The 20481-nt window shown below is 55.3% G+C and carries 18 protein-coding genes; 16 read left to right on the top strand and 2 right to left on the bottom strand.

Annotated elements, in window-relative coordinates:
- Positions 1–74 precede the first annotated feature (74 nt).
- The 8 genes from nuoG to nuoN all read left to right on the top strand — a co-directional run bounded on the left by nuoG (position 75) and on the right by nuoN (position 10280).
- Positions 75–2801 carry an NADH-quinone oxidoreductase subunit NuoG gene (gene nuoG / locus ACHHZ7_RS03015; RefSeq protein ID WP_032941985.1) on the top strand — a complete coding sequence of 909 codons (2727 nt, stop codon included), beginning with the start codon at positions 75–77 and terminating at the stop codon, positions 2799–2801.
- Positions 2798–3775: an NADH-quinone oxidoreductase subunit NuoH gene (gene nuoH / locus ACHHZ7_RS03010; protein ID WP_003028063.1), complete on the top strand. Its 978-nt coding sequence runs from the start codon at positions 2798–2800 to the stop codon at positions 3773–3775. The genes nuoG and nuoH overlap by 4 nt, the downstream gene beginning before the upstream one ends.
- Positions 3776–3789: 14 nt before the next feature.
- The gene (nuoI, locus tag ACHHZ7_RS03005; protein ID WP_003028062.1) at positions 3790–4332 is read left to right on the top strand and encodes an NADH-quinone oxidoreductase subunit NuoI; all 543 of its coding nucleotides are present in this window, start codon (positions 3790–3792) and stop codon (positions 4330–4332) included.
- A gap of 11 nt (positions 4333–4343) precedes the next feature.
- Entirely contained in the window at positions 4344–4898 is a 555-nt protein-coding gene (gene nuoJ / locus ACHHZ7_RS03000) for an NADH-quinone oxidoreductase subunit J (RefSeq protein WP_003028059.1), read from the top strand.
- A complete protein-coding gene (gene nuoK / locus ACHHZ7_RS02995; protein WP_000612644.1) occupies positions 4895–5197 on the top strand; it encodes an NADH-quinone oxidoreductase subunit NuoK in 303 nt (100 codons plus the stop codon). The genes nuoJ and nuoK overlap by 4 nt, the downstream gene beginning before the upstream one ends.
- Positions 5194–7035, top strand: a complete 1842-nt coding sequence (nuoL, locus tag ACHHZ7_RS02990; RefSeq protein WP_003834744.1) for an NADH-quinone oxidoreductase subunit L — start codon at positions 5194–5196, stop codon at positions 7033–7035. The genes nuoK and nuoL overlap by 4 nt, the downstream gene beginning before the upstream one ends.
- A 251-nt stretch (positions 7036–7286) precedes the next feature.
- Positions 7287–8816 carry an NADH-quinone oxidoreductase subunit M gene (gene nuoM / locus ACHHZ7_RS02985; RefSeq protein ID WP_003027692.1) on the top strand — a complete coding sequence of 510 codons (1530 nt, stop codon included), beginning with the start codon at positions 7287–7289 and terminating at the stop codon, positions 8814–8816.
- Between the two features lie 6 nt (positions 8817–8822).
- Positions 8823–10280, top strand: coding sequence for an NADH-quinone oxidoreductase subunit NuoN (gene nuoN, locus ACHHZ7_RS02980; protein WP_003027689.1), 1458 nt, complete (start codon positions 8823–8825; stop codon positions 10278–10280).
- 58 nt (positions 10281–10338) lie between these two features.
- Here the strand turns inward: nuoN and ACHHZ7_RS02975 are convergent, their stop codons facing one another.
- Positions 10339–11343 (bottom strand): chemotaxis protein, encoded by a 1005-nt coding sequence (locus tag ACHHZ7_RS02975; RefSeq protein WP_032944079.1) that lies wholly within the window; start codon positions 11341–11343, stop codon positions 10339–10341.
- Between the two features lie 64 nt (positions 11344–11407).
- Complete coding sequence (gene rbn, locus ACHHZ7_RS02970; protein WP_060683499.1) at positions 11408–12325, bottom strand: ribonuclease BN; 918 nt, start codon at positions 12323–12325, stop codon at positions 11408–11410.
- A 67-nt stretch (positions 12326–12392) separates the two neighbouring features.
- Here rbn and ACHHZ7_RS02965 point away from each other — a divergent pair, with 67 nt between their 5' ends.
- From ACHHZ7_RS02965 to menE, 8 genes are all read left to right on the top strand, one after another.
- On the top strand, positions 12393–12854 hold the full coding sequence (locus tag ACHHZ7_RS02965; RefSeq protein ID WP_060683500.1) for a GNAT family N-acetyltransferase: 462 nt from the start codon (positions 12393–12395) through the stop codon (positions 12852–12854).
- 63 nt (positions 12855–12917) lie between these two features.
- Entirely contained in the window at positions 12918–13223 is a 306-nt protein-coding gene (elaB, locus tag ACHHZ7_RS02960) for a stress response protein ElaB (protein ID WP_003027683.1), read from the top strand.
- Positions 13224–13327: 104 nt separating this feature from the next.
- Positions 13328–14626: an isochorismate synthase MenF gene (gene menF, locus ACHHZ7_RS02955; protein WP_060683501.1), complete on the top strand. Its 1299-nt coding sequence runs from the start codon at positions 13328–13330 to the stop codon at positions 14624–14626.
- Between the two features lie 87 nt (positions 14627–14713).
- Positions 14714–16384, top strand: a complete 1671-nt coding sequence (gene menD / locus ACHHZ7_RS02950; protein WP_060683502.1) for a 2-succinyl-5-enolpyruvyl-6-hydroxy-3-cyclohexene-1-carboxylic-acid synthase — start codon at positions 14714–14716, stop codon at positions 16382–16384.
- On the top strand, positions 16381–17139 hold the full coding sequence (gene menH, locus ACHHZ7_RS02945; RefSeq protein WP_060683503.1) for a 2-succinyl-6-hydroxy-2,4-cyclohexadiene-1-carboxylate synthase: 759 nt from the start codon (positions 16381–16383) through the stop codon (positions 17137–17139). The genes menD and menH overlap by 4 nt, the downstream gene beginning before the upstream one ends.
- A gap of 14 nt (positions 17140–17153) precedes the next feature.
- On the top strand, positions 17154–18011 hold the full coding sequence (menB, locus tag ACHHZ7_RS02940) for a 1,4-dihydroxy-2-naphthoyl-CoA synthase (RefSeq protein ID WP_003027671.1): 858 nt from the start codon (positions 17154–17156) through the stop codon (positions 18009–18011).
- A complete protein-coding gene (gene menC, locus ACHHZ7_RS02935) occupies positions 18011–18973 on the top strand; it encodes an o-succinylbenzoate synthase (protein ID WP_060683504.1) in 963 nt (320 codons plus the stop codon). The genes menB and menC overlap by 1 nt, the downstream gene beginning before the upstream one ends.
- The gene (gene menE, locus ACHHZ7_RS02930) at positions 18970–20394 is read left to right on the top strand and encodes an o-succinylbenzoate--CoA ligase (protein WP_060683505.1); all 1425 of its coding nucleotides are present in this window, start codon (positions 18970–18972) and stop codon (positions 20392–20394) included. Before menC ends, menE begins: the two co-directional genes overlap by 4 nt.
- Positions 20395–20481 lie beyond the last annotated feature (87 nt).

Below are 20481 nucleotides of genomic sequence, written 5' to 3'. Positions count from 1 at the left end.
GGTTAGCCCTGTGTCGCGATAAGAAATTCGATTAACGCTCGGTTACGACCGAGCCAACTGGAAGCATGCTGACTATGGCTACGATTCATGTAGACGGCAAAGAATATGAGGTCAACGGAGCGGACAACCTGCTGGAAGCTTGTCTGTCTCTCGGCCTTGATATTCCGTACTTTTGCTGGCACCCGGCGCTGGGAAGCGTCGGTGCTTGCCGCCAGTGTGCGGTGAAGCAATATCAAAACGCGGAAGACACGCGTGGTCGCCTGGTGATGTCTTGTATGACACCGGCCACCGAAGGCACCTTTATTTCTATTGATGACGAAGAAGCGAAACAGTTCCGCGAAAGCGTCGTGGAGTGGTTGATGACTAACCACCCGCACGACTGTCCGGTCTGTGAAGAGGGCGGCAACTGCCACCTGCAGGATATGACCGTCATGACCGGTCACAGCTTCCGTCGCTACCGCTTCACGAAGCGTACTCACCGTAACCAGGACCTGGGGCCGTTCATCTCTCACGAAATGAACCGCTGCATCGCCTGCTATCGCTGCGTACGTTACTACAAAGATTACGCCGATGGTGCGGATCTGGGTGTCTATGGCGCACATGACAACGTCTACTTCGGTCGCCCGGAAGACGGTACGCTCGAAAGCGAGTTCTCTGGTAACCTGGTAGAAATTTGCCCGACCGGCGTCTTCACTGATAAAACGCACTCCGAGCGTTATAACCGTAAGTGGGACATGCAGTTTGCGCCGAGCATCTGCCAGCAGTGTTCCATCGGCTGTAACACCAGCCCGGGCGAACGCTACGGTGAACTGCGTCGTATCGAAAACCGTTATAACGGTACCGTTAACCACTACTTCCTCTGCGACCGTGGTCGTTTTGGCTATGGTTACGTGAACCTGAAAGACCGTCCGCGTCAGCCGGTACAGCGTCGTGGCGATGACCTGATCACGCTGAACGCCGAGCAGGCGATGCAGGGCGCGGCAGATATTCTGCGTCAGTCGAAGAAAGTAATTGGTATCGGCTCCCCGCGCGCCAGCGTTGAAAGTAACTTCGCGCTGCGTGAACTGGTGGGTGCGGATAACTTCTATACCGGTATCGCCCAGGGCGAGCAGGAACGTCTGCAACTGGCACTGAGCGTGCTGCGTGACGGCGGGATTCATACTCCGGCACTGCGCGAAATCGAATCTTATGATGCGGTTCTGGTGCTGGGCGAAGATGTCACCCAGACCGGCGCACGCGTTGCGCTGGCTGTGCGTCAGGCGGTGAAAGGTAAAGCGCGTGAAATGGCGGCGGCACAGAAAGTGGCTGACTGGCAGATCGCAGCAATCCTTAACATCGGCCAGCGTGCTAAGCACCCGCTGTTCGTTACCAACGTCGATAACACCCGTCTGGATGACATCGCCGCATGGACCTATCGTGCACCGGTTGAAGATCAGGCGCGTTTAGGTTTCGCTATCGCTCATGCGCTGGATAACAACGCTCCGGCGGTTGACGGTATCGACCGTGACCTGCAAAACAAAATTGACGTTATCGTTCAGGCACTGGCCGGGGCGAAGAAACCACTGATTATTTCCGGCACCAACGCCGGTAGCGCCGAAGTGATTCAGGCGGCTGCCAACGTGGCGAAGGCGCTGAAAGGCCGTGGTGCAGACGTCGGCATCACCATGATTGCTCGCTCTGTTAACAGCATGGGCCTGGGTATGATTGGCGGTGGTTCCCTTGACGATGCGCTGACCGAGCTGGAAACAGGTCGTGCTGACGCCGTTGTGGTGCTGGAGAATGACCTGCATCGCCATGCTTCAGCAACCCGTGTGAACGCAGCGCTGGCGAAAGCGCCGCTGGTACTGGTCATTGACCATCAGCGTACGGCAATTATGGAAAACGCTCATCTGGTGCTTTCCGCCGCAAGTTTCGCCGAAAGCGATGGTACGGTGATTAACAACGAAGGCCGCGCTCAGCGTTTCTTCCAGGTCTACGACCCGTCCTACTACGACAGTAACACCGTGATGCTGGAAAGCTGGCGCTGGCTGCACTCGCTGCACAGCACCGTGCAGAGCCGCGAAGTGGACTGGACGCAGCTCGACCACGTTATCGACGCGGTCGTTGAGAAGCTGCCGCAACTGGCGGGTATCAAAGATGCCGCGCCGGACGCAAGCTTCCGTATCCGTGGACAGAAATTGGCTCGTGAACCGCACCGTTACAGCGGTCGTACCGCAATGCGCGCTAACATCAGCGTACACGAACCGCGCCAGCCGCAGGACAAAGACACTATGTTCGCCTTCTCTATGGAAGGGAACAACCAACCGTCTGCGCCGCGTTCACAAATTCCGTTTGCCTGGGCTCCGGGCTGGAACTCCCCACAGGCGTGGAACAAGTTCCAGGATGAAGTGGGCGGTAAACTGCGTCATGGCGATCCGGGCGTGCGTCTGATCGAAGCTTCTGCAGATGGTATGGATTACTTCACTACCGTTCCGGCGAGCTTCCAGGCTCAGGATGGTCAGTGGCGTATAGCGCCGTACTACCATCTGTTTGGCAGTGACGAAATGTCCCAGCGTGCGCCAGTCTTCCAGACCCGTATGCCGCAGCCGTACATCAAACTCAACCCGGCTGATGCCGCGAAGTTGGGTGTTAATGCCGGTACGCGCGTTTCTTTCAGCTACGATGGCAACACGGTTACGCTGCCGGTTGAAATCGCTGAAGGATTAACGGCAGGGCAGGTTGGTTTGCCGATGGGTATGCCTGGCATCGCGCCGGTTCTGGCAGGTGCGCGTCTTGAGGATCTGCAGGAGGCACAACAATGAGTTGGATTACACCCGATCTGATTGAGATCCTGCTGAGCATTCTCAAAGCTGTCGTGATCCTGCTGGTGGTGGTCACCTGCGGGGCATTCATGAGCTTTGGCGAACGTCGTCTGCTGGGTCTGTTCCAGAACCGTTACGGACCGAACCGAGTTGGCTGGGGCGGTTCGCTCCAGCTGGTTGCGGACATGATCAAGATGTTCTTTAAAGAAGACTGGATCCCGAAATTCTCGGATCGCGTCATCTTTACCCTGGCACCGATGATCGCCTTTACCTCGCTACTACTGGCTTTCGCCATCGTGCCGGTGAGTCCGAACTGGGTAGTTGCTGACCTGAACATCGGGATCCTGTTCTTCCTGATGATGGCGGGCCTTGCGGTATACGCGGTGCTGTTCGCCGGCTGGTCCAGTAACAACAAATACTCCCTGCTCGGTGCGATGCGTGCGTCTGCGCAGACGCTGAGTTACGAAGTGTTCCTCGGGCTTTCCCTGATGGGCGTGGTGGCGCAGGCCGGTTCATTTAACATGACCGACATCGTCAATAACCAGGCTGATATCTGGAACGTTATTCCGCAGTTCTTTGGTTTTGTCACCTTTGCCATCGCGGGCGTGGCGGTGTGCCACCGTCACCCGTTTGACCAGCCAGAAGCCGAGCAGGAACTGGCCGACGGTTACCACATTGAATATTCCGGTATGAAATTCGGTTTGTTCTTCGTGGGTGAATACATCGGTATCGTCACCATTTCTGCACTGATGGTTACCCTGTTCTTCGGTGGCTGGCATGGCCCGTTCTTACCGCCATTCGTCTGGTTCGCGCTGAAAACCGCGTTCTTCATGATGATGTTCATTTTGATTCGTGCGTCGTTACCGCGTCCTCGTTATGACCAGGTAATGTCCTTCGGCTGGAAAGTCTGTCTGCCGCTGACGCTCGTCAACTTGCTGGTAACGGCGGCTGTCATTCTCTGGCAGGCGCAATAAGGGACACAAAGACCATGACCTTAAAAGAATTGTTCGTAGGTTTCGGCACCCAGGTACGCAGTATCTGGATGATCGGCCTGCATGCGTTCGCGAAACGCGAAACGCAGATGTATCCGGAAGAGCCGGTCTATCTACCGCCCCGTTTTCGTGGTCGTATCGTTCTGACTCGTGATCCAGACGGTGAAGAGCGCTGCGTTGCCTGTAACCTGTGTGCGGTAGCGTGTCCGGTAGGCTGTATTTCTCTGCAAAAAGCAGAGACCAAAGATGGCCGCTGGTATCCGGAGTTTTTCCGCATTAACTTCTCACGCTGCATTTTCTGCGGCCTGTGCGAAGAAGCCTGTCCGACTACGGCTATTCAGCTGACTCCAGATTTCGAGCTGGGTGAGTACAAGCGCCAGGACCTGGTTTACGAGAAAGAGGATCTGCTGATCTCCGGTCCGGGCAAATACCCGGAATATAACTTCTACCGGATGGCAGGTATGGCAATCGACGGCAAAGATAAGGGCGAAGCAGAGAACGAAGCTAAGCCTATCGACGTCAAGAGCCTGTTACCGTAAGGAGAGGGGCAATGGAGTTCGCTTTTTATATCTGTGGCCTGATAGCCATTCTCGCAACCTTGCGGGTGATCACCCACACCAATCCGGTACACGCGTTGCTGTACCTGATTATTTCGCTGCTGGCGATTTCTGGGGTGTTCTTCTCGTTAGGCGCTTACTTCGCCGGTGCGCTGGAAATTATCGTCTACGCGGGCGCCATCATGGTGCTGTTCGTGTTCGTGGTGATGATGCTCAACCTTGGTGGTTCTGAAATTGAACAGGAACGTCAGTGGCTGAAACCGCAGGTGTGGATTGGTCCGGCGATTCTGTCGGCCATTATGCTGGTGGTTATTGTTTACGCCATTCTGGGCGTTAACGATCAGGGCATCGACGGCACGCCAATTAGCGCGAAAGCAGTCGGTATTTCCCTGTTCGGACCGTATGTACTGGCGGTTGAACTGGCTTCGATGCTGCTGCTGGCGGGTCTGGTTGTGGCCTTCCACGTGGGGCGCGAAGAGCGTTCAGGTGAAGTGCTGAGCAACCGCACCGATGACCGCGCGAAAAGAAAAACGGAGGAGCACGCATGATCCCCTTACAACATGGACTGATCCTCGCTGCGATCTTATTCGTGCTGGGCTTAACCGGTCTGGTTATCCGCCGCAATCTGCTGTTTATGCTGATCGGGCTGGAAATCATGATTAACGCCTCCGCGTTGGCCTTTGTGGTCGCAGGAAGCTACTGGGGCCAGACCGATGGTCAGGTGATGTATATTCTCGCCATCAGCCTTGCGGCTGCCGAAGCGAGCATTGGGCTTGCGCTGTTGCTGCAACTTCATCGCCGTCGCCAGAACCTGAACATCGATTCAGTAAGTGAGATGCGTGGATGAACATGCTTGCCTTAACCATTATTCTGCCATTTATTGGCTTTGTATTACTGGCGTTTTCTCGTGGTCGTTGGTCAGAAAATCTGTCCGCTACCGTGGGTGTCGGGTCGATCGGTCTGGCTGCGCTGGTTACTGCGTTTGTTGGCGTTGATTTCTTTGCCAATGGCCAGCAGGCTTACAGCCAGCCGCTGTGGACGTGGATGTCAGTCGGCGACTTCAACATCGGTTTTAACCTGGTGCTGGACGGCCTGTCGCTGACCATGCTCTCCGTGGTGACCGGCGTTGGTTTCCTGATCCACATGTTCGCCTCCTGGTATATGCGCGGAGAAGAGGGCTATTCTCGTTTCTTCGCCTACACCAACCTGTTTATCGCCAGCATGGTGGTTCTGGTGCTGGCGGATAACCTGCTGCTGATGTACCTCGGCTGGGAAGGCGTGGGCCTGTGCTCCTATCTGCTGATTGGTTTCTACTACACCGATCCGAAGAATGGCGCTGCGGCAATGAAAGCCTTCGTGGTAACCCGTGTTGGTGACGTATTCCTGGCGTTCGCGCTGTTCATCCTCTACAACGAGCTGGGCACGCTGAACTTCCGCGAAATGGTGGAACTGGCGCCTGCGCACTTTGCAGACGGTAACAACATGCTGATGTGGGCAACCCTGATGCTGCTGGGCGGTGCGGTCGGTAAATCTGCACAGCTGCCGTTGCAGACCTGGCTTGCTGATGCGATGGCCGGTCCGACGCCTGTCTCCGCGTTGATCCACGCCGCGACGATGGTTACCGCTGGTGTCTACCTGATAGCCCGTACGCACGGCCTGTTCCTGATGACGCCTGAAATCCTGCACCTGGTGGGGATTATCGGTGCTATCACTCTGGTGCTGGCGGGTTTTGCTGCGCTGGTACAGACCGACATCAAACGCGTTCTTGCGTACTCTACGATGAGCCAGATTGGTTATATGTTCCTGGCTCTCGGCGTACAGGCGTGGGATGCGGCGATTTTCCACCTGATGACGCACGCCTTCTTTAAAGCGCTGCTGTTCCTGGCATCCGGCTCGGTTATCCTGGCTTGCCACCACGAACAGAACATCTTCAAGATGGGCGGTCTGCGTAAGTCAATTCCGCTGGTGTATCTCTGCTTCCTGATCGGTGGCGCGGCGCTGTCGGCTCTGCCGCTGATTACCGCTGGCTTCTTCAGTAAGGATGAGATTCTGGCCGGTGCAATGGCGAATGGTCATATTAATCTGATGGTTGCAGGTCTGGTCGGTGCATTCATGACCTCTCTGTACACCTTCCGTATGATTTTCATCGTGTTCCACGGTAAAGAACAAATTCACGCCCACGCAGGGAAGGGGATTACCCATCATCTGCCGCTGATTGTGCTGATGATCCTGTCCACCTTCGTTGGCGCGCTGATTGTGCCGCCGCTGCAGGGTGTACTGCCTGCGACGACCGAGCTTGAGCATGGTCGCGTTATGACGCTGGAAATTACCTCCGGTATCGTAGCGATTGCGGGCATCCTGATCGCAGCATGGCTGTGGCTGGGTAAACGCACGCTGGTGACGTCGATTGCGAACAGTGCGCCGGGCCGCCTGCTGGGTACCTGGTGGTATAACGCCTGGGGCTTCGACTGGCTGTACGACAAAGTGTTCGTTAAGCCGTTCCTGGGTGTTGCCTGGTTGCTGAAACGCGATCCGCTCAACTCAATGATGAACATTCCGGCGATCCTTTCCCGCTTTGCAGGTAAAGGCCTGCTGTTGAGCGAGAACGGTTATCTGCGCTGGTATGTTGCATCAATGAGCATCGGCGCCGTCGTTGTGCTGGCACTGTTGATGGTACTGCGTTGAGTTTGTTGGCTGGATGAACGATTGCCGGATGGCGCTGCGCTTATCCGGCCTACAAACCCAAAAATAATTTTTAGAATTCGTTGAAAATCTGTTCCTGATGTACAGGCGTCATCGGCGAAGTCAGACCGGAGACCGCCAGCGCAGAGCAACCGGAGCGTACTGAAGTACGTGAGGATTGCGAGCACTGCCGGGATTTGGGCTGACGAGTGAGATAGCCTGAGCAGGAGTAAATATAAGGGACATACTTAGCTATGTTATTACCCTGGTTGATATTAATTCCCTTTATCGGTGGCTTCCTGTGCTGGCAGACCGAACGCTTTGGCGTGAAGGTGCCGCGCTGGATCGCGCTGATTACCATGGGATTGACGCTGGCGCTTGGCCTGCAACTGTGGTTGCAGGGCGGCTATTCACTGACGCAATCCGCTGGCATTCCGCAGTGGCAGTCTGAATTTGTCCTGCCGTGGATCCCACGTTTTGGCATCTCTATTCATCTGGCTATCGACGGTCTGTCGCTGCTGATGGTAGTGCTGACCGGTCTGCTCGGTGTTCTGGCGGTACTTTGCTCCTGGAATGAAATCGAAAAATACCAGGGCTTCTTCCATCTGAACCTGATGTGGATCTTAGGCGGCGTGATCGGCGTGTTCCTTGCCATCGACATGTTCCTGTTCTTCTTCTTCTGGGAAATGATGCTGGTGCCGATGTACTTCCTGATCGCGTTGTGGGGCCATAAAGCCTCTGATGGTAAAACGCGTATCACTGCGGCGACCAAGTTCTTCATTTATACCCAGGCGAGTGGTCTGGTGATGTTGATTGCCATCCTGGCGCTGGTGTTTGTGCACTATAAAGCGACCGGTGTGTGGACCTTCAACTATGAAGAGCTGCTGAATACCCCGATGTCCCACGGTGTGGAATATCTGCTGATGCTGGGCTTCTTCATCGCCTTCGCGGTGAAAATGCCGGTAGTTCCGCTGCACGGCTGGTTGCCGGATGCGCACTCCCAGGCGCCGACCGCAGGTTCCGTTGACCTGGCGGGGATCTTGCTGAAAACCGCGGCTTACGGTCTGCTGCGCTTCTCTCTGCCGCTGTTCCCGAACGCGTCGGCTGAGTTTGCACCTATCGCAATGTGGCTGGGCGTTATCGGTATCTTCTACGGCGCGTGGATGGCCTTTAATCAGTACGATATCAAACGTCTGATCGCTTACACCTCCGTATCGCACATGGGCTTCGTACTGATTGCTATCTACACCGGCAGCCAGCTGGCGTACCAGGGTGCTGTTATCCAGATGATTGCGCACGGTCTGTCCGCAGCCGGTCTGTTCATTCTGTGTGGTCAGCTGTACGAACGTCTGCACACGCGTGATATGCGTATGATGGGCGGCCTGTGGGGCAAAATGAAATGGTTGCCTGCGCTGTCGATGTTCTTCGCAGTGTGTACGCTGGGTATGCCGGGTACAGGTAACTTCGTTGGCGAATTTATGATTCTGTTCGGCAGCTACCAGGTGGTTCCGGTCATTACCGTGATCTCGACCTTTGGTCTGGTGTTTGCCTCTGTTTACTCGCTGGCGATGCTGCATCGCGCTTACTTCGGTAAAGCGAAGAGCCAGATTGCCAGTGTTGAACTGCCAGGGATGTCGCTGCGTGAGCTGTTTATCATCCTGTTGCTGGTCGTGCTTCTGGTACTGCTTGGCTTCTATCCGCAGCCGATTCTGGATACCTCGCATTCTGCGATGAGCAACATCCAGCAGTGGTTTGTTAATTCCGTTACTACTACAAGGCCGTAAATCGCCATGACAATAACTCCACAACACCTGATTGCGCTGCTACCGCTGCTGATCGTCGGCTTGACGGTGGTGGTTGTGATGCTCTCCATTGCGTGGCGACGCAATCACTTCCTCAATGCCACGCTGTCGGTCATTGGGCTTAACGCCGCGCTGGTTTCGCTCTGGTTTGTTGGCCAGGCGGGCGCCATGGACGTCACTCCGCTGATGCGGGTTGACGGTTTCGCCATGCTCTACACCGGGCTGGTGCTGCTGGCGAGTCTTGCCACCTGTACCTTCGCTTACCCGTGGCTGGAAGGCTACGATGACAACCGGGAAGAGTTCTACCTGTTGGTGCTGATTGCCGCGCTCGGCGGTATTCTGCTGGCTAACGCTAACCATCTGGCGGCGCTGTTCCTTGGTATTGAGCTGATCTCTCTGCCGCTGTTTGGTCTGGTTGGCTATGCGTTCCGCCAGAAACGTTCGCTGGAAGCCAGTATCAAATACACCATTCTGTCTGCCGCAGCGTCTTCCTTCCTGCTGTTCGGTATGGCGCTGGTGTACGCGCAGTCTGGTAATCTGTCGTTTGTTGCACTCGGTAAGAGCCTCGGCGACGGCATGCTGCACGAACCGCTGCTGCTGGCGGGCTTCGGTCTGATGATTGTTGGCCTCGGCTTTAAACTCTCGCTGGTTCCGTTCCACCTGTGGACCCCAGACGTATACCAGGGTGCTCCTGCTCCGGTTTCCACCTTCCTGGCGACGGCGAGCAAAATCGCTATCTTCGGCGTGGTGATGCGTCTGTTCCTGTACGCACCGGTAGGGGATAGCGAAGCGGTACGTATCGTACTGGGCGTGATTGCCTTTGCTTCCATCATCTTCGGTAACCTGATGGCGCTGAGCCAGACCAATATTAAACGTCTGCTCGGTTACTCTTCTATCTCTCACCTCGGCTACCTGCTGGTGGCGCTTATTGCTCTGCAGAGCGGCGAGATGTCGATGGAAGCAGTTGGCGTTTACCTGGCCGGTTACCTGTTCAGCAGCCTCGGCGCGTTCGGTGTGGTCAGCCTGATGTCCAGCCCGTACCGCGGCCCGGATGCGGACTCTCTGTTCTCCTACCGTGGTCTGTTCTGGCATCGTCCGATCCTCGCGGCAGTGATGACGGTGATGATGCTGTCTCTGGCAGGTATCCCGATGACGCTGGGCTTTATCGGTAAGTTCTATGTACTGGCCGTCGGTGTGCAGGCTAACCTGTGGTGGCTGGTTGCCGCCGTGGTGGTCGGTTCTGCGATTGGTTTGTACTACTACCTGCGCGTTGCCGTAAGCTTGTACCTGAGCGCACCGCAGCAGCTGAACCGTGATGCGCCGTCTAACTGGCAGTACAGCGCGGGCGGTATCGTGGTGCTGATTTCTGCTCTGCTGGTACTGGTGCTGGGTATTTACCCGCAACCGCTGATCAGCATTGTGCAGTTAGCGACTCCGCTGATGTAAACGAAATGCAGAAACGAAAAAACCCGCCTTGGCGGGTTTTTTTATGCGTGAAATACGGTCAGTTTAATAGCTGACGGCTCACCAGCGGACCGCTGATACCTTTTGCTGTGCGATCCATCACTTCCTGGATCACTGAAGAAAGCTCATTGACTTCGAATTTTGCCACGTAGCCATCCGCTTTTACTCGGCGAACGTGATCTTCGTTCGCGCTACCGGAAAGCGAAGAGTGGATAACGACCGGGATTTTCTTCAGACGTTCGTCGGTTTTTATCTTACGGGTAAGCGTAAAACCGTCCATCTCCGGCATTTCGAGATCGGTGAGAACCAGAGCGATCTTCTCACTGACCGGCTTGCCCTCCGCCAGCGCTTCTGCGGAAAGCTGCTGTATTTTTTCCCACGCATCCTGACCTGTTACATGCATCAGATGCGGGATCTCCATGGCGTTAAGCCCTTTTTCCAGCATTGCGCGGGCCACTTTGGAATCATCAGCCACAATCGCCACCGCACCCGGCGTGATGTTGAATTTATTGGTTTTCAGATCGGTTGCGCGCAGGTCGTGGTTCGCCGGTACGATGTCGTACAGGATCTGCTCAACGTCGAGTACCAGCGCCAGGTTGTTGGTCTCTTTGTTGTCGTCCAGGCAAGCGATACTGGTGATATAGCGACCATTAACGGCTTTCTCGGCGGTATGCACCTGTTGCCAGTCCAGGCGCATAATGTTTTCCACTGACTCCACAGCAAACGCCTGGACGCTGCGGGCATATTCTGTGATCAACAGGATGTTGAGTCCGGTCTCTGGCTTACAGCCCGCGACGGCGGGCAGGTCAATCACCGGGATCACCTGATCGCGAATATTAACCATACCCAGTAACGGGGCCTTCATACCCGCCGGACGCGTAAAGGTCGGCATCGGCACGATTTCACGCAGTTTGAATACGTTGATGCCAAACAGCTCTGATTTCTGCTCCTCAACAGATTTGCCGAGGCGAAACAGCAGCAGTTCAAAACGGTTAGACAGGGTTAGGTTTGTCCTGTCATCAATATCTTTCTGGAAATTGTTCATCCTGTCCTCAGTGTGAAAGCCAGCCTTTCCACTGTTATCGGCACTGAGGCGGAAAAATAGAGCGTTAAACGCTGAAAATGGCGAAATCGTGAGCCAGTGCCGTGTCTGGAAATATTGTTTTGCACTCTGCGAGTAAGCGCTGGCAGCCTTTTTCATCGTAGCGTGAGCTAACGTGGGTCATTATCAGACGTCCCACTCCGGCATCCAGCGCCAGCTGTGCGGCTTGTCGGGTTGAGCTGTGCCCGCGACTGTTTGCTTTTTCCTCCATTGAAGCGTCCAGCGTGGTTTCGTGTACCATGACATCTACACCTCGAGCCAGTTCAATGGCGGACGCGCAGGGTCCTGTGTCACCGAAAATAGCGACTGATTTTCCCCTGGGGGCCGGGGCGAGGAAGTCGGCGCCGTGGATCGTACGTCCATCTTCCAGCACGATGGTTTTCCCAGCTTTCAAATCCTGAAACCACGGGCCCGCTTTAACACCTGCCGCCTTCAGGGCATTGGCGTCAAGAGCCCCCGGTTTGTCGTGCTCTTGAATGCGAAAACCGTAGCATTCCAGCGGATGCGCCAGCGGGTAAGCCGTTACTTTTCGCAGGCCGTCATCCACAATCTCACCCGCGGTGATTTCTACAATATCCAGCGGATAATCGGTCCAGGAGCCGCTCAGACGCAATGCGGTTTCGGTAAACTCTCGCAACCCTTTTGGCCCGTAGAGCGTCAGAGGCTGGACATTGCCGGCCATTGAGCGACTGCACAGTAGCCCCGGTAAACCAAACAGGTGATCGCCGTGCAGATGGCTGATAAAAATACGATCGAGTTTTCCTGGATTGAAAGGCGTGGTGAGCATCTGATGCTGCGTCCCTTCGCCGCAATCAAAAAGCCACAGCCCCGCCTGAGTCGGGTGTTGCAGATTCAGTAAAATTGCCGTTACATTGCGTGAGCGCGTGGGGACTCCCGCAGACGTGCCTAAAAATAGTAATTCCATCTTTGCGTTACACTTTTCGCCATCAATAAGGCAGGGTGTTCAGGTTATCACAACATAGGGGCAGACAATGATTCACTGGCAAGATCTCCACCATGCAAAGCTGAGTACCCAACAACTGTACGCACTACTTCAGCTACGATGCGCGGTGTTTGTAGTTGAGCAACAGTGTCCGTACCAGGATGTGGATGGCGATGACCTGGCTGGAGAGAATCGGCATATTCTGGGCTGGCATAACGATGAGTTGGTGGCGTATGCGAGGATTCTGAAAAGCGATGACGAGCTGGAGCCGGTAGTGATTGGTCGGGTGATTGTAAGCGAAGCGCTGCGTGGTGAAAAACTGGGGCAACAGCTAATGGCCCAGACGCTGGCATCCTGCGCGCAACACTGGCCACGCAAGGCGTTGTATCTGGGCGCGCAGGCGCATCTGCAATCATTCTATGCACGCTTTGGCTTTGTTCCGGTGACGGATATCTATGACGAAGATGGTATTCCACACGTCGGAATGGCGCGGGAAGCACATCAGGCGTAAACAGGCGCAATCAGTCCAGGTTGTCTATAGTTAGCGGGTACGTCAATAGAAAGGGAGAATATAATGTCTTTTCATTCTTATGAATCACGTATCGATGATGATCTGGAATTATTAAGTGAAACGCTGGAAGAGGTGCTGCGTTCTTCTGGCGACCCAGCAGATCAAAAATACCTTGAGTTAAAAGCGCGGGCAGAGCGGGCGTTAGAAGAGGTGAGAAATCGCGTCAGCCATGCTTCTGACAGCTACTATTACCGTGCGAAAAAAGCCGTTTGTCGGGCGGATGACTATGTGCACGAAAAACCTTGGCGAGGAATCGGCGTTGGCGCCACGGTCGGTTTAGTGATGGGATTATTGTTAGCGCGGCGATAAATTCCGTTCTGTCATCGCATTTGTACGTACTCCCTAACTGGGGGTACTGCTTTTTCTGCTCAGTACCCCGTATAATGAGAGGTTTTTAACAGGGAGAGGTCCGCGTGCATTCAATCACTACTGCGCTGGAAAGTCTGATGCGTCATTTATCGCAAGAGATGCCAGCAGCACCTGGAATTCGTATTTACGATATACCTTTCCCACTGAATGATGCGTTTGACGCTTTAGGATGGCTGGCCAGTCAACCCGTCTGGCCCCAGTTTTACTGGCAGCAGCGTAACGGCGATGAAGAAGCCGCCGTATTAGGGACCGTCGCCGCATTTTCCTCGCTGGAATCAGCCCAGCAATTTTTACATCAGCATGATAATCATCCCGACCTGCGCATCTGGGGCCTGAATGCCTTTGAGCCTCAGCGTGGCAATTTACTGCTGCCGCGGCTGGAGTGGCGACGTTGCGCCGGAGTGGCGAGCTTACGCTTACATCTCTATAGCGACGTGTCGCTACGTGAAGACGCTGCACAAGCGATCGCCTTCATCTCATCGCTTGCTCCCGTAAAACCGCTCCCTGCATTGCGTTTGAGTTTGACGGGAGAACAGCACTGGCCGGAGAAAGCTGGCTGGATAGACCTGATAAAACTCGCCACTCAAACGATCGCAGGAGAAGACCTCGATAAGGTCGTGCTGGCGCGGGCGACCGATTTACAGTTTTCTCAGTCGGTTAATGCCGCTGCCGTGATGGCTTCCAGCCGTCGCTTAAATCTGAACTGCTACCATTTCTTTATGGCATTCTCCGCCGACACCGCTTTTCTTGGCTCTTCTCCTGAACGTCTGTATCGACGACGTGATACGGCGCTGCGCACCGAGGCGCTGGCCGGAACCGTGGCCAATCACCCTGAGGATCATCGGGCCTGGCAATTGGGCGACTGGCTAATGAAAGATGATAAAAACCAGCGCGAGAATATGCTGGTGGTCGAAGATATTTGCCAGCGTCTGCAAGGCTGTACGCAAACTCTCGATGTGCTGCCACCGCAGGTGCTCAGGCTGCGTAAAGTGCAGCACCTGCGCCGTTGCATCTGGACGGAACTGAATCAGGCCGACGATATGCTTTGCCTGATGCAGCTTCAGCCCACGGCGGCAGTTGCCGGTATTCCGCGTGAGCTGGCGCGTGAATTCATCCAACAAAATGAACCCTTTGAACGCGAGTGGTATGCCGGTTCAGCGGGTTATCTTTCTTTGCGCCAAAGCGAGTTTTGTGTGTCATTGCGTTCGGCGAAAATTAGCGCAAACGTGGTACGCCTGTATGCCGGGGCAGGGATTGTACGTGGCTCAGATCCTGAGCAGGAATGGCAAGAAATAGACAATAAAGCGGCAGGGTTACGTACTTTATTACAGATGGAAGGATAGTGATTTCGTGTATATTTCCGATTCATATCAAAAATCCATTTATTCGATTCTCTATACTGTGTCGCAATATTGATACCGGACAATCTCATGTCAGTAAGCGCATTTAACCGACGCTGGGCGGCGGTCATTCTGGAAGCACTCACTCGCCACGGCGTCAGGCATGTCTGCATTGCCCCTGGCTCTCGTTCTACACCATTGACGCTGGCGGCAGCGGAAAACCCCGCATTCATCCACCACACCCATTTTGACGAGCGCGGTCTTGGGCATCTGGCTTTAGGTCTGGCAAAAGTCAGCCGTCAACCTGTCGCCGTGATTGTGACGTCCGGTACCGCGGTGGCGAATTTATATCCCGCGTTGATTGAAGCGGGCCTGACCGGTGAAAAACTGATTTTACTTACCGCTGACAGACCGCCAGAGCTTATCGACTGTGGCGCGAACCAGGCGATTCGTCAGGCCGGAATGTTTGCCTCGCATCCATCGCAAACGCTCTCTTTACCGCGTCCTACTCAGGACATTCCGGCAAGCTGGCTGGTGTCCACTATTGATAATGCGTTAGCTGCCCTGCATAGCGGGGCGGTTCATATCAATTGCCCGTTTGCGGAACCGCTGTATGGCGATATGGACGAAACGGGGATTGCCTGGCAGCAGCGCCTCGGCGACTGGTGGCAGGACGATAAACCCTGGCTGCGAGAAGCGCGTCGGCTGGAAAGCGACAAACAGCGTGACTGGTTTTTCTGGCGACAAAAACGCGGCGTAGTCATTGCGGGCCGCATGAGCGCGGAAGAAGGTAAGAAGGTTGCGCAGTGGGCGCAGACGTTAGGCTGGCCGCTGATTGGCGATGTTCTGTCGCAAACCGGACAACCGCTGCCGTGCGCCGACCTGTGGCTGGGAAATGCGAAAGCTGTAGCTGAATTGCAGCAGGCGCAGATTGTGGTGCAGCTTGGTAGCAGCCTGACCGGAAAACGTCTGCTGCAATGGCAGGCCAGCTGCGATCCGCAGGAATACTGGATTGTCGATAATATCGAAGGCCGCCTCGATCCGGCCCATCATCGCGGCCGCAGGTTGGTGGCGAAAGTTGGCGACTGGCTGGAGCTACATCCGGCGGAGAAACGTCAGCCCTGGTGTATGGAGATCCCTCGTCTGGCGCAACAGGCCTGGCAGGCGGTAGAAGCCCGTCGTGAGGCGTTTGGTGAAGCGCAATTAGCCCACCGTATCCGCGACTACTTGCCGGAGCAGGGGCAGCTGTTCGTGGGTAACAGTCTGGTGGTACGCCTGATTGATGCGCTGTCGCAGCTTCCGGCTGGTTACCCGGTCTATAGCAACCGTGGCGCGAGCGGTATTGACGGCCTGCTGTCAACGGCAGCTGGTGTACAGCGTGCCAGCGCGAAATCGACGCTGGCGATTGTTGGCGATTTATCTGCATTGTATGACCTGAATGCGCTGGCGTTATTGCGCCAGGTATCCGCGCCGTTTGTCCTGATAGTGGTCAATAATAACGGCGGGCAGATTTTTTCCCTGCTGCCGACACCAGCCAGCGAACGCGAACGGTTCTATCTGATGCCGCAGAACGTACATTTCGAGCATGCTGCCGCCATGTTTAACCTTAAATACCAGCGCCCGGAAAACTGGGAGCAGCTGGAGAGCGCGTTGACTAACGCGTGGCGTACACCTGCGGCCACGGTGATTGAGCTGGTGGTGAACGAAACTGACGGGGCGCAAACCTTGCAGCAACTGCTGGCGCAGGTAAGTCATCTATGATCCTGCATGCGCAGGCGAAAGAGGGGCAGACGGGATTTCCCTGGCTGGTTTTCCTGCACGGTTTCTCTGGCGATTGCCAGGAATGGCAGACGGTCGGCGAAGCGTTTCAGGATTATTCGCGGCTATACATCGACTTGCCGGGACACGGTGGCTCCGCTGACATCGGCGTGAGTGGGTTCGATGATGTCAGCGTTTTGCTGCGTAACACTCTACTTAGTTACAACATGCTTAACTACTGGCTGGTGGGATACTCTCTTGGCGGCAGAGTCGCGATGATGGCGGCCAGTCAGGAGATGCCAGGGCTTTGTGGTCTGGTGGTTGAAGGCGGACATCCCGGCTTGCAAAGCGAGGAGGCGCGCGTTCAGCGTCGTCTCTCGGATGGCCGCTGGGCTGCACGTTTTCGCGCAGAGCCGCTACGTGAGGTGTTTAATGACTGGTATCAACAGCCCGTTTTTTCCTCGCTGAACGCGGCACAAAGAGAGGCGCTGGTCGCTCTGCGTAGCCAGAATAATGGGCAAACGCTGGCGGCAATGCTGGAGGCCACCTCGCTTGCCGTACAGCCTGATTTACGTGCGCAACTCACGACGCGCACATTTCCGTTTTATTATTTATGTGGTGAACGTGACGAAAAATTCCGCGCTCTGGCGGCGGAAATATCAGTACCAAACCATGTGATTCGTAATGCCGGACACAACGCGCATCGGGACAACCCCGCGGGCGTAGTGGACTGTCTGGCTCAGATTCTGCGTCGCTGACTATAGGACATTTTATGATCTATCCTGATGAAACAATGCTTTACGCACCGGTAGAATGGCACGATTGCTCTGAAGGCTATACCGACATTCTTTACGAGAAATCCACCGACGGTATCGCAAAAATCACTATTAATCGTCCACAGGTACGCAATGCCTTCCGTCCGGTCACCGTGAAAGAGATGATCCAGGCGCTGGCGGATGCCCGCTATGATGACAACATCGGCGTAATTATTCTGACCGGTGCTGGCGACAAAGCGTTCTGCGCAGGCGGCGATCAGAAAGTGCGTGGTGACTACGGCGGATACCAGGATGACTCCGGTGTGCATCACCTGAACGTACTGGACTTCCAGCGCCAGATTCGTACCTGTCCGAAACCGGTAGTAGCGATGGTTGCAGGTTTCTCCATTGGTGGTGGCCATGTGCTGCACATGATGTGTGACCTGACCATTGCGGCTGAAAACGCCATCTTTGGTCAGACCGGCCCGAAAGTCGGTTCTTTCGACGGCGGTTGGGGCGCTTCCTACATGGCGCGCATCGTCGGTCAGAAAAAAGCGCGTGAAATCTGGTTCCTGTGCCGTCAGTACGATGCAAAACAGGCGCTGGATATGGGTCTGGTCAACACCGTGGTTCCGCTGGCGGATCTGGAAAAAGAGACCGTACGCTGGTGCCGTGAAATGCTGCAAAACAGCCCAATGGCGCTGCGCTGCCTGAAAGCCGCACTGAACGCCGACTGTGATGGTCAGGCTGGTCTGCAGGAGCTGGCAGGTAACGCTACTATGCTGTTCTACATGACGGAAGAAGGTCAGGAAGGCCGTAACGCCTTTAACCAGAAACGTCAGCCTGATTTCAGCAAATTCAAACGGAATCCGTAATGCGTAGCGCGCAGGTATACCGCTGGCAGATCCCCATGGACGCGGGGGTGATTCTGCGCGACAGGCGGTTAAAAACGCGTGACGGGCTGTACGTTTGTCTTTGTGACGGCGAGCGCGAAGGGTGGGGAGAAATTTCCCCACTGCCGGGCTTCAGTCAGGAAAGCTGGGAAGAGGCACAAACCGAGCTGCTGGCCTGGGTGAAAGGCTGGTTGCAAGGGGATGACTCCTTACCGCAACTGCCTTCGGTCGCCTTTGGCGTAAGCTGTGCGCTGGCCGAACTGGCTGGCGTATTGCCACAGGACGCGGACTATCGTGCTGCGCCGCTGTGTACCGGCGATCCTGACGATCTGGTGCTACAACTGGCGGATATGCCGGGCGAAAAAGTGGCGAAGATCAAGGTCGGTCTGTATGAAGCGGTCCGCGACGGCATGGTAGCCAATCTGCTGCTTGAGGCGATCCCGGAGCTGCATTTGCGACTTGACGCCAACCGGGCCTGGACGCCGTTGAAAGCACAGCAGTTCGCGAAATACGTTAATCCGGAATATCGTGGACGCATTGCCTTCCTCGAAGAGCCGTGCAAAACCCGCGATGATTCTCGTGCCTTCGCGCGTGAAACCGGCATTGCCATCGCCTGGGATGAAAGTCTGCGTGAAGCGGATTTCACCTTCGAAGCCGAAGAAGGCGTCAGGGCCGTGGTTATCAAACCTACGCTGACCGGCAGTCTCGATAAAGTCCGTGAACAGGTGGCTGCGGCGCATGCGCTCGGTCTTACTGCCGTTATCAGTTCGTCAATCGAGTCGAGTCTGGGCTTAACCCAGCTGGCGAGAATTGCCGCCTGGTTAACGCCGCAGACCATTCCGGGTCTGGATACCCTGAGTCTGATGCAGTGCCAGCAGGTACGCACCTGGCCGGGTAGCACGTTGCCGTGTATCGACGTTGATGCGCTGGAACGTGTGCTATGACCCAGCAGGAAATGCCCGATAGCGTGAGCTTATCGGGCCTGGTGCAGTTCAGTGACTGGCCGTGGCGTCACTGGCAACAGGTTCGTGCGAAGGCGCTAGCCTTACGCCTCAACGATGAGGTATTAAGCTGGAGCGATCTTTGCACACGTGTAGATCATCTGGCCTGCGGTTTTGCCGCCCAGGGCGTGGAAGAGGGCGATGGTGTTCTGCTTCGCGCCTGGAATCATCCTCGCGCTTTGCTGGCCTGGCTCGCGCTGCTGCAATGTGGGGCGCGGGTTTTACCTGTGAACCCACAGTTGCCTCAGCCGCTGCTTGATGCGCTGATCCCGGACTTAACGCTACGTTTTGCGCTGGATCTGGAGGCCGCTATCGCACTTCCGGAACTCAGCCCGTTGCAGATGCGGTCGTTACCAGGCGATCGCGCCGCGGCGTGGTTGCCTGAACGTTTGAGCACGATGACGTTAACTTCAGGTTCTACCGGATTGCCAAAAGCGGCTGTTCATACCTGTCAGGCGCATCTGGCAAGCGCGCAGGGCGTCCTGTCATTAATGCCGTTTGGTGCTGAGGATGACTGGCTGCTCTCGCTGCCGCTGTTTCATGTTTCCGGCCAGGGTATTTTGTGGCGCTGGTTGTTCGCCGGAGCGCGAATGACCGTGCGCGACAAGCAGCCGCTGGAGCAAATGCTGGCTGGATGTACCCACGCTTCACTGGTGCCCACGCAGCTGTGGCGCTTGCTGGTCAACAACACGCCGGTCACGCTCAAAGCGGTACTGCTGGGCGGCGCGGCTATTCCTGTTGAGTTGACGGAGCAGGCGCACGAGCAGGGGATTCGCTGTTGGTGCGGTTACGGATTAACGGAATTCGCTTCTACGGTCTGTGCGAAAGAGGCGGATGGTCTGGCAGATGTGGGTTCCCCTCTGGTAGGCAGAGAAGTCAGAATCGTTGATGATGAAGTCTGGTTACGGGCTGCCAGCATGGCGCAAGGTTACTGGCGTAACGGACAGCTTATTCCTTTAGTGAACGCGGAAGGCTGGTTTGCAACCCGCGATCGTGGGGTGTTAAAGGACGGCAAGTTAACCATTATCGGTCGTATGGACAATCTGTTTTTTAGCGGCGGGGAAGGTATACAGCCGGAAGAAGTGGAACGCGTGATTGCAGCGCATCCGCATGTTCTGCAGGCCTTTATTATACCAATTGAAGACAAAGAGTTTGGCCATCGCCCGGTGGCGGTCATTGAGTATGACGCTAATGCTGGAGAAACTAATCTGGCTGAGTGGGTAAACGATAAGCTGGCCCGCTTTCAACAACCGGTATGTTGGCTGACATTGCCGCCCGAACTCAAAGCCGGAGGGATTAAAATCTCGCGTCGTGCGTTGTCGGATTGGGTAAGCGCTTCATCGTTAACATTAAGAAAACATTAATTACATTTCTCATTTCTGTCATTCCGCAGCTATTGTCCTTTTGTTTATGAGCTAATGTGTAACTTATTGTGAAATTTATTAACAATA

This window comes from Citrobacter freundii complex sp. 2024EL-00216, assembly GCF_043945515.1.
GTDB lineage: Bacteria > Pseudomonadota > Gammaproteobacteria > Enterobacterales > Enterobacteriaceae > Citrobacter > Citrobacter portucalensis.
Note: the sequence above shows the minus strand (reverse complement) of the source record. Positions and strands in the feature narration are given on the sequence as shown.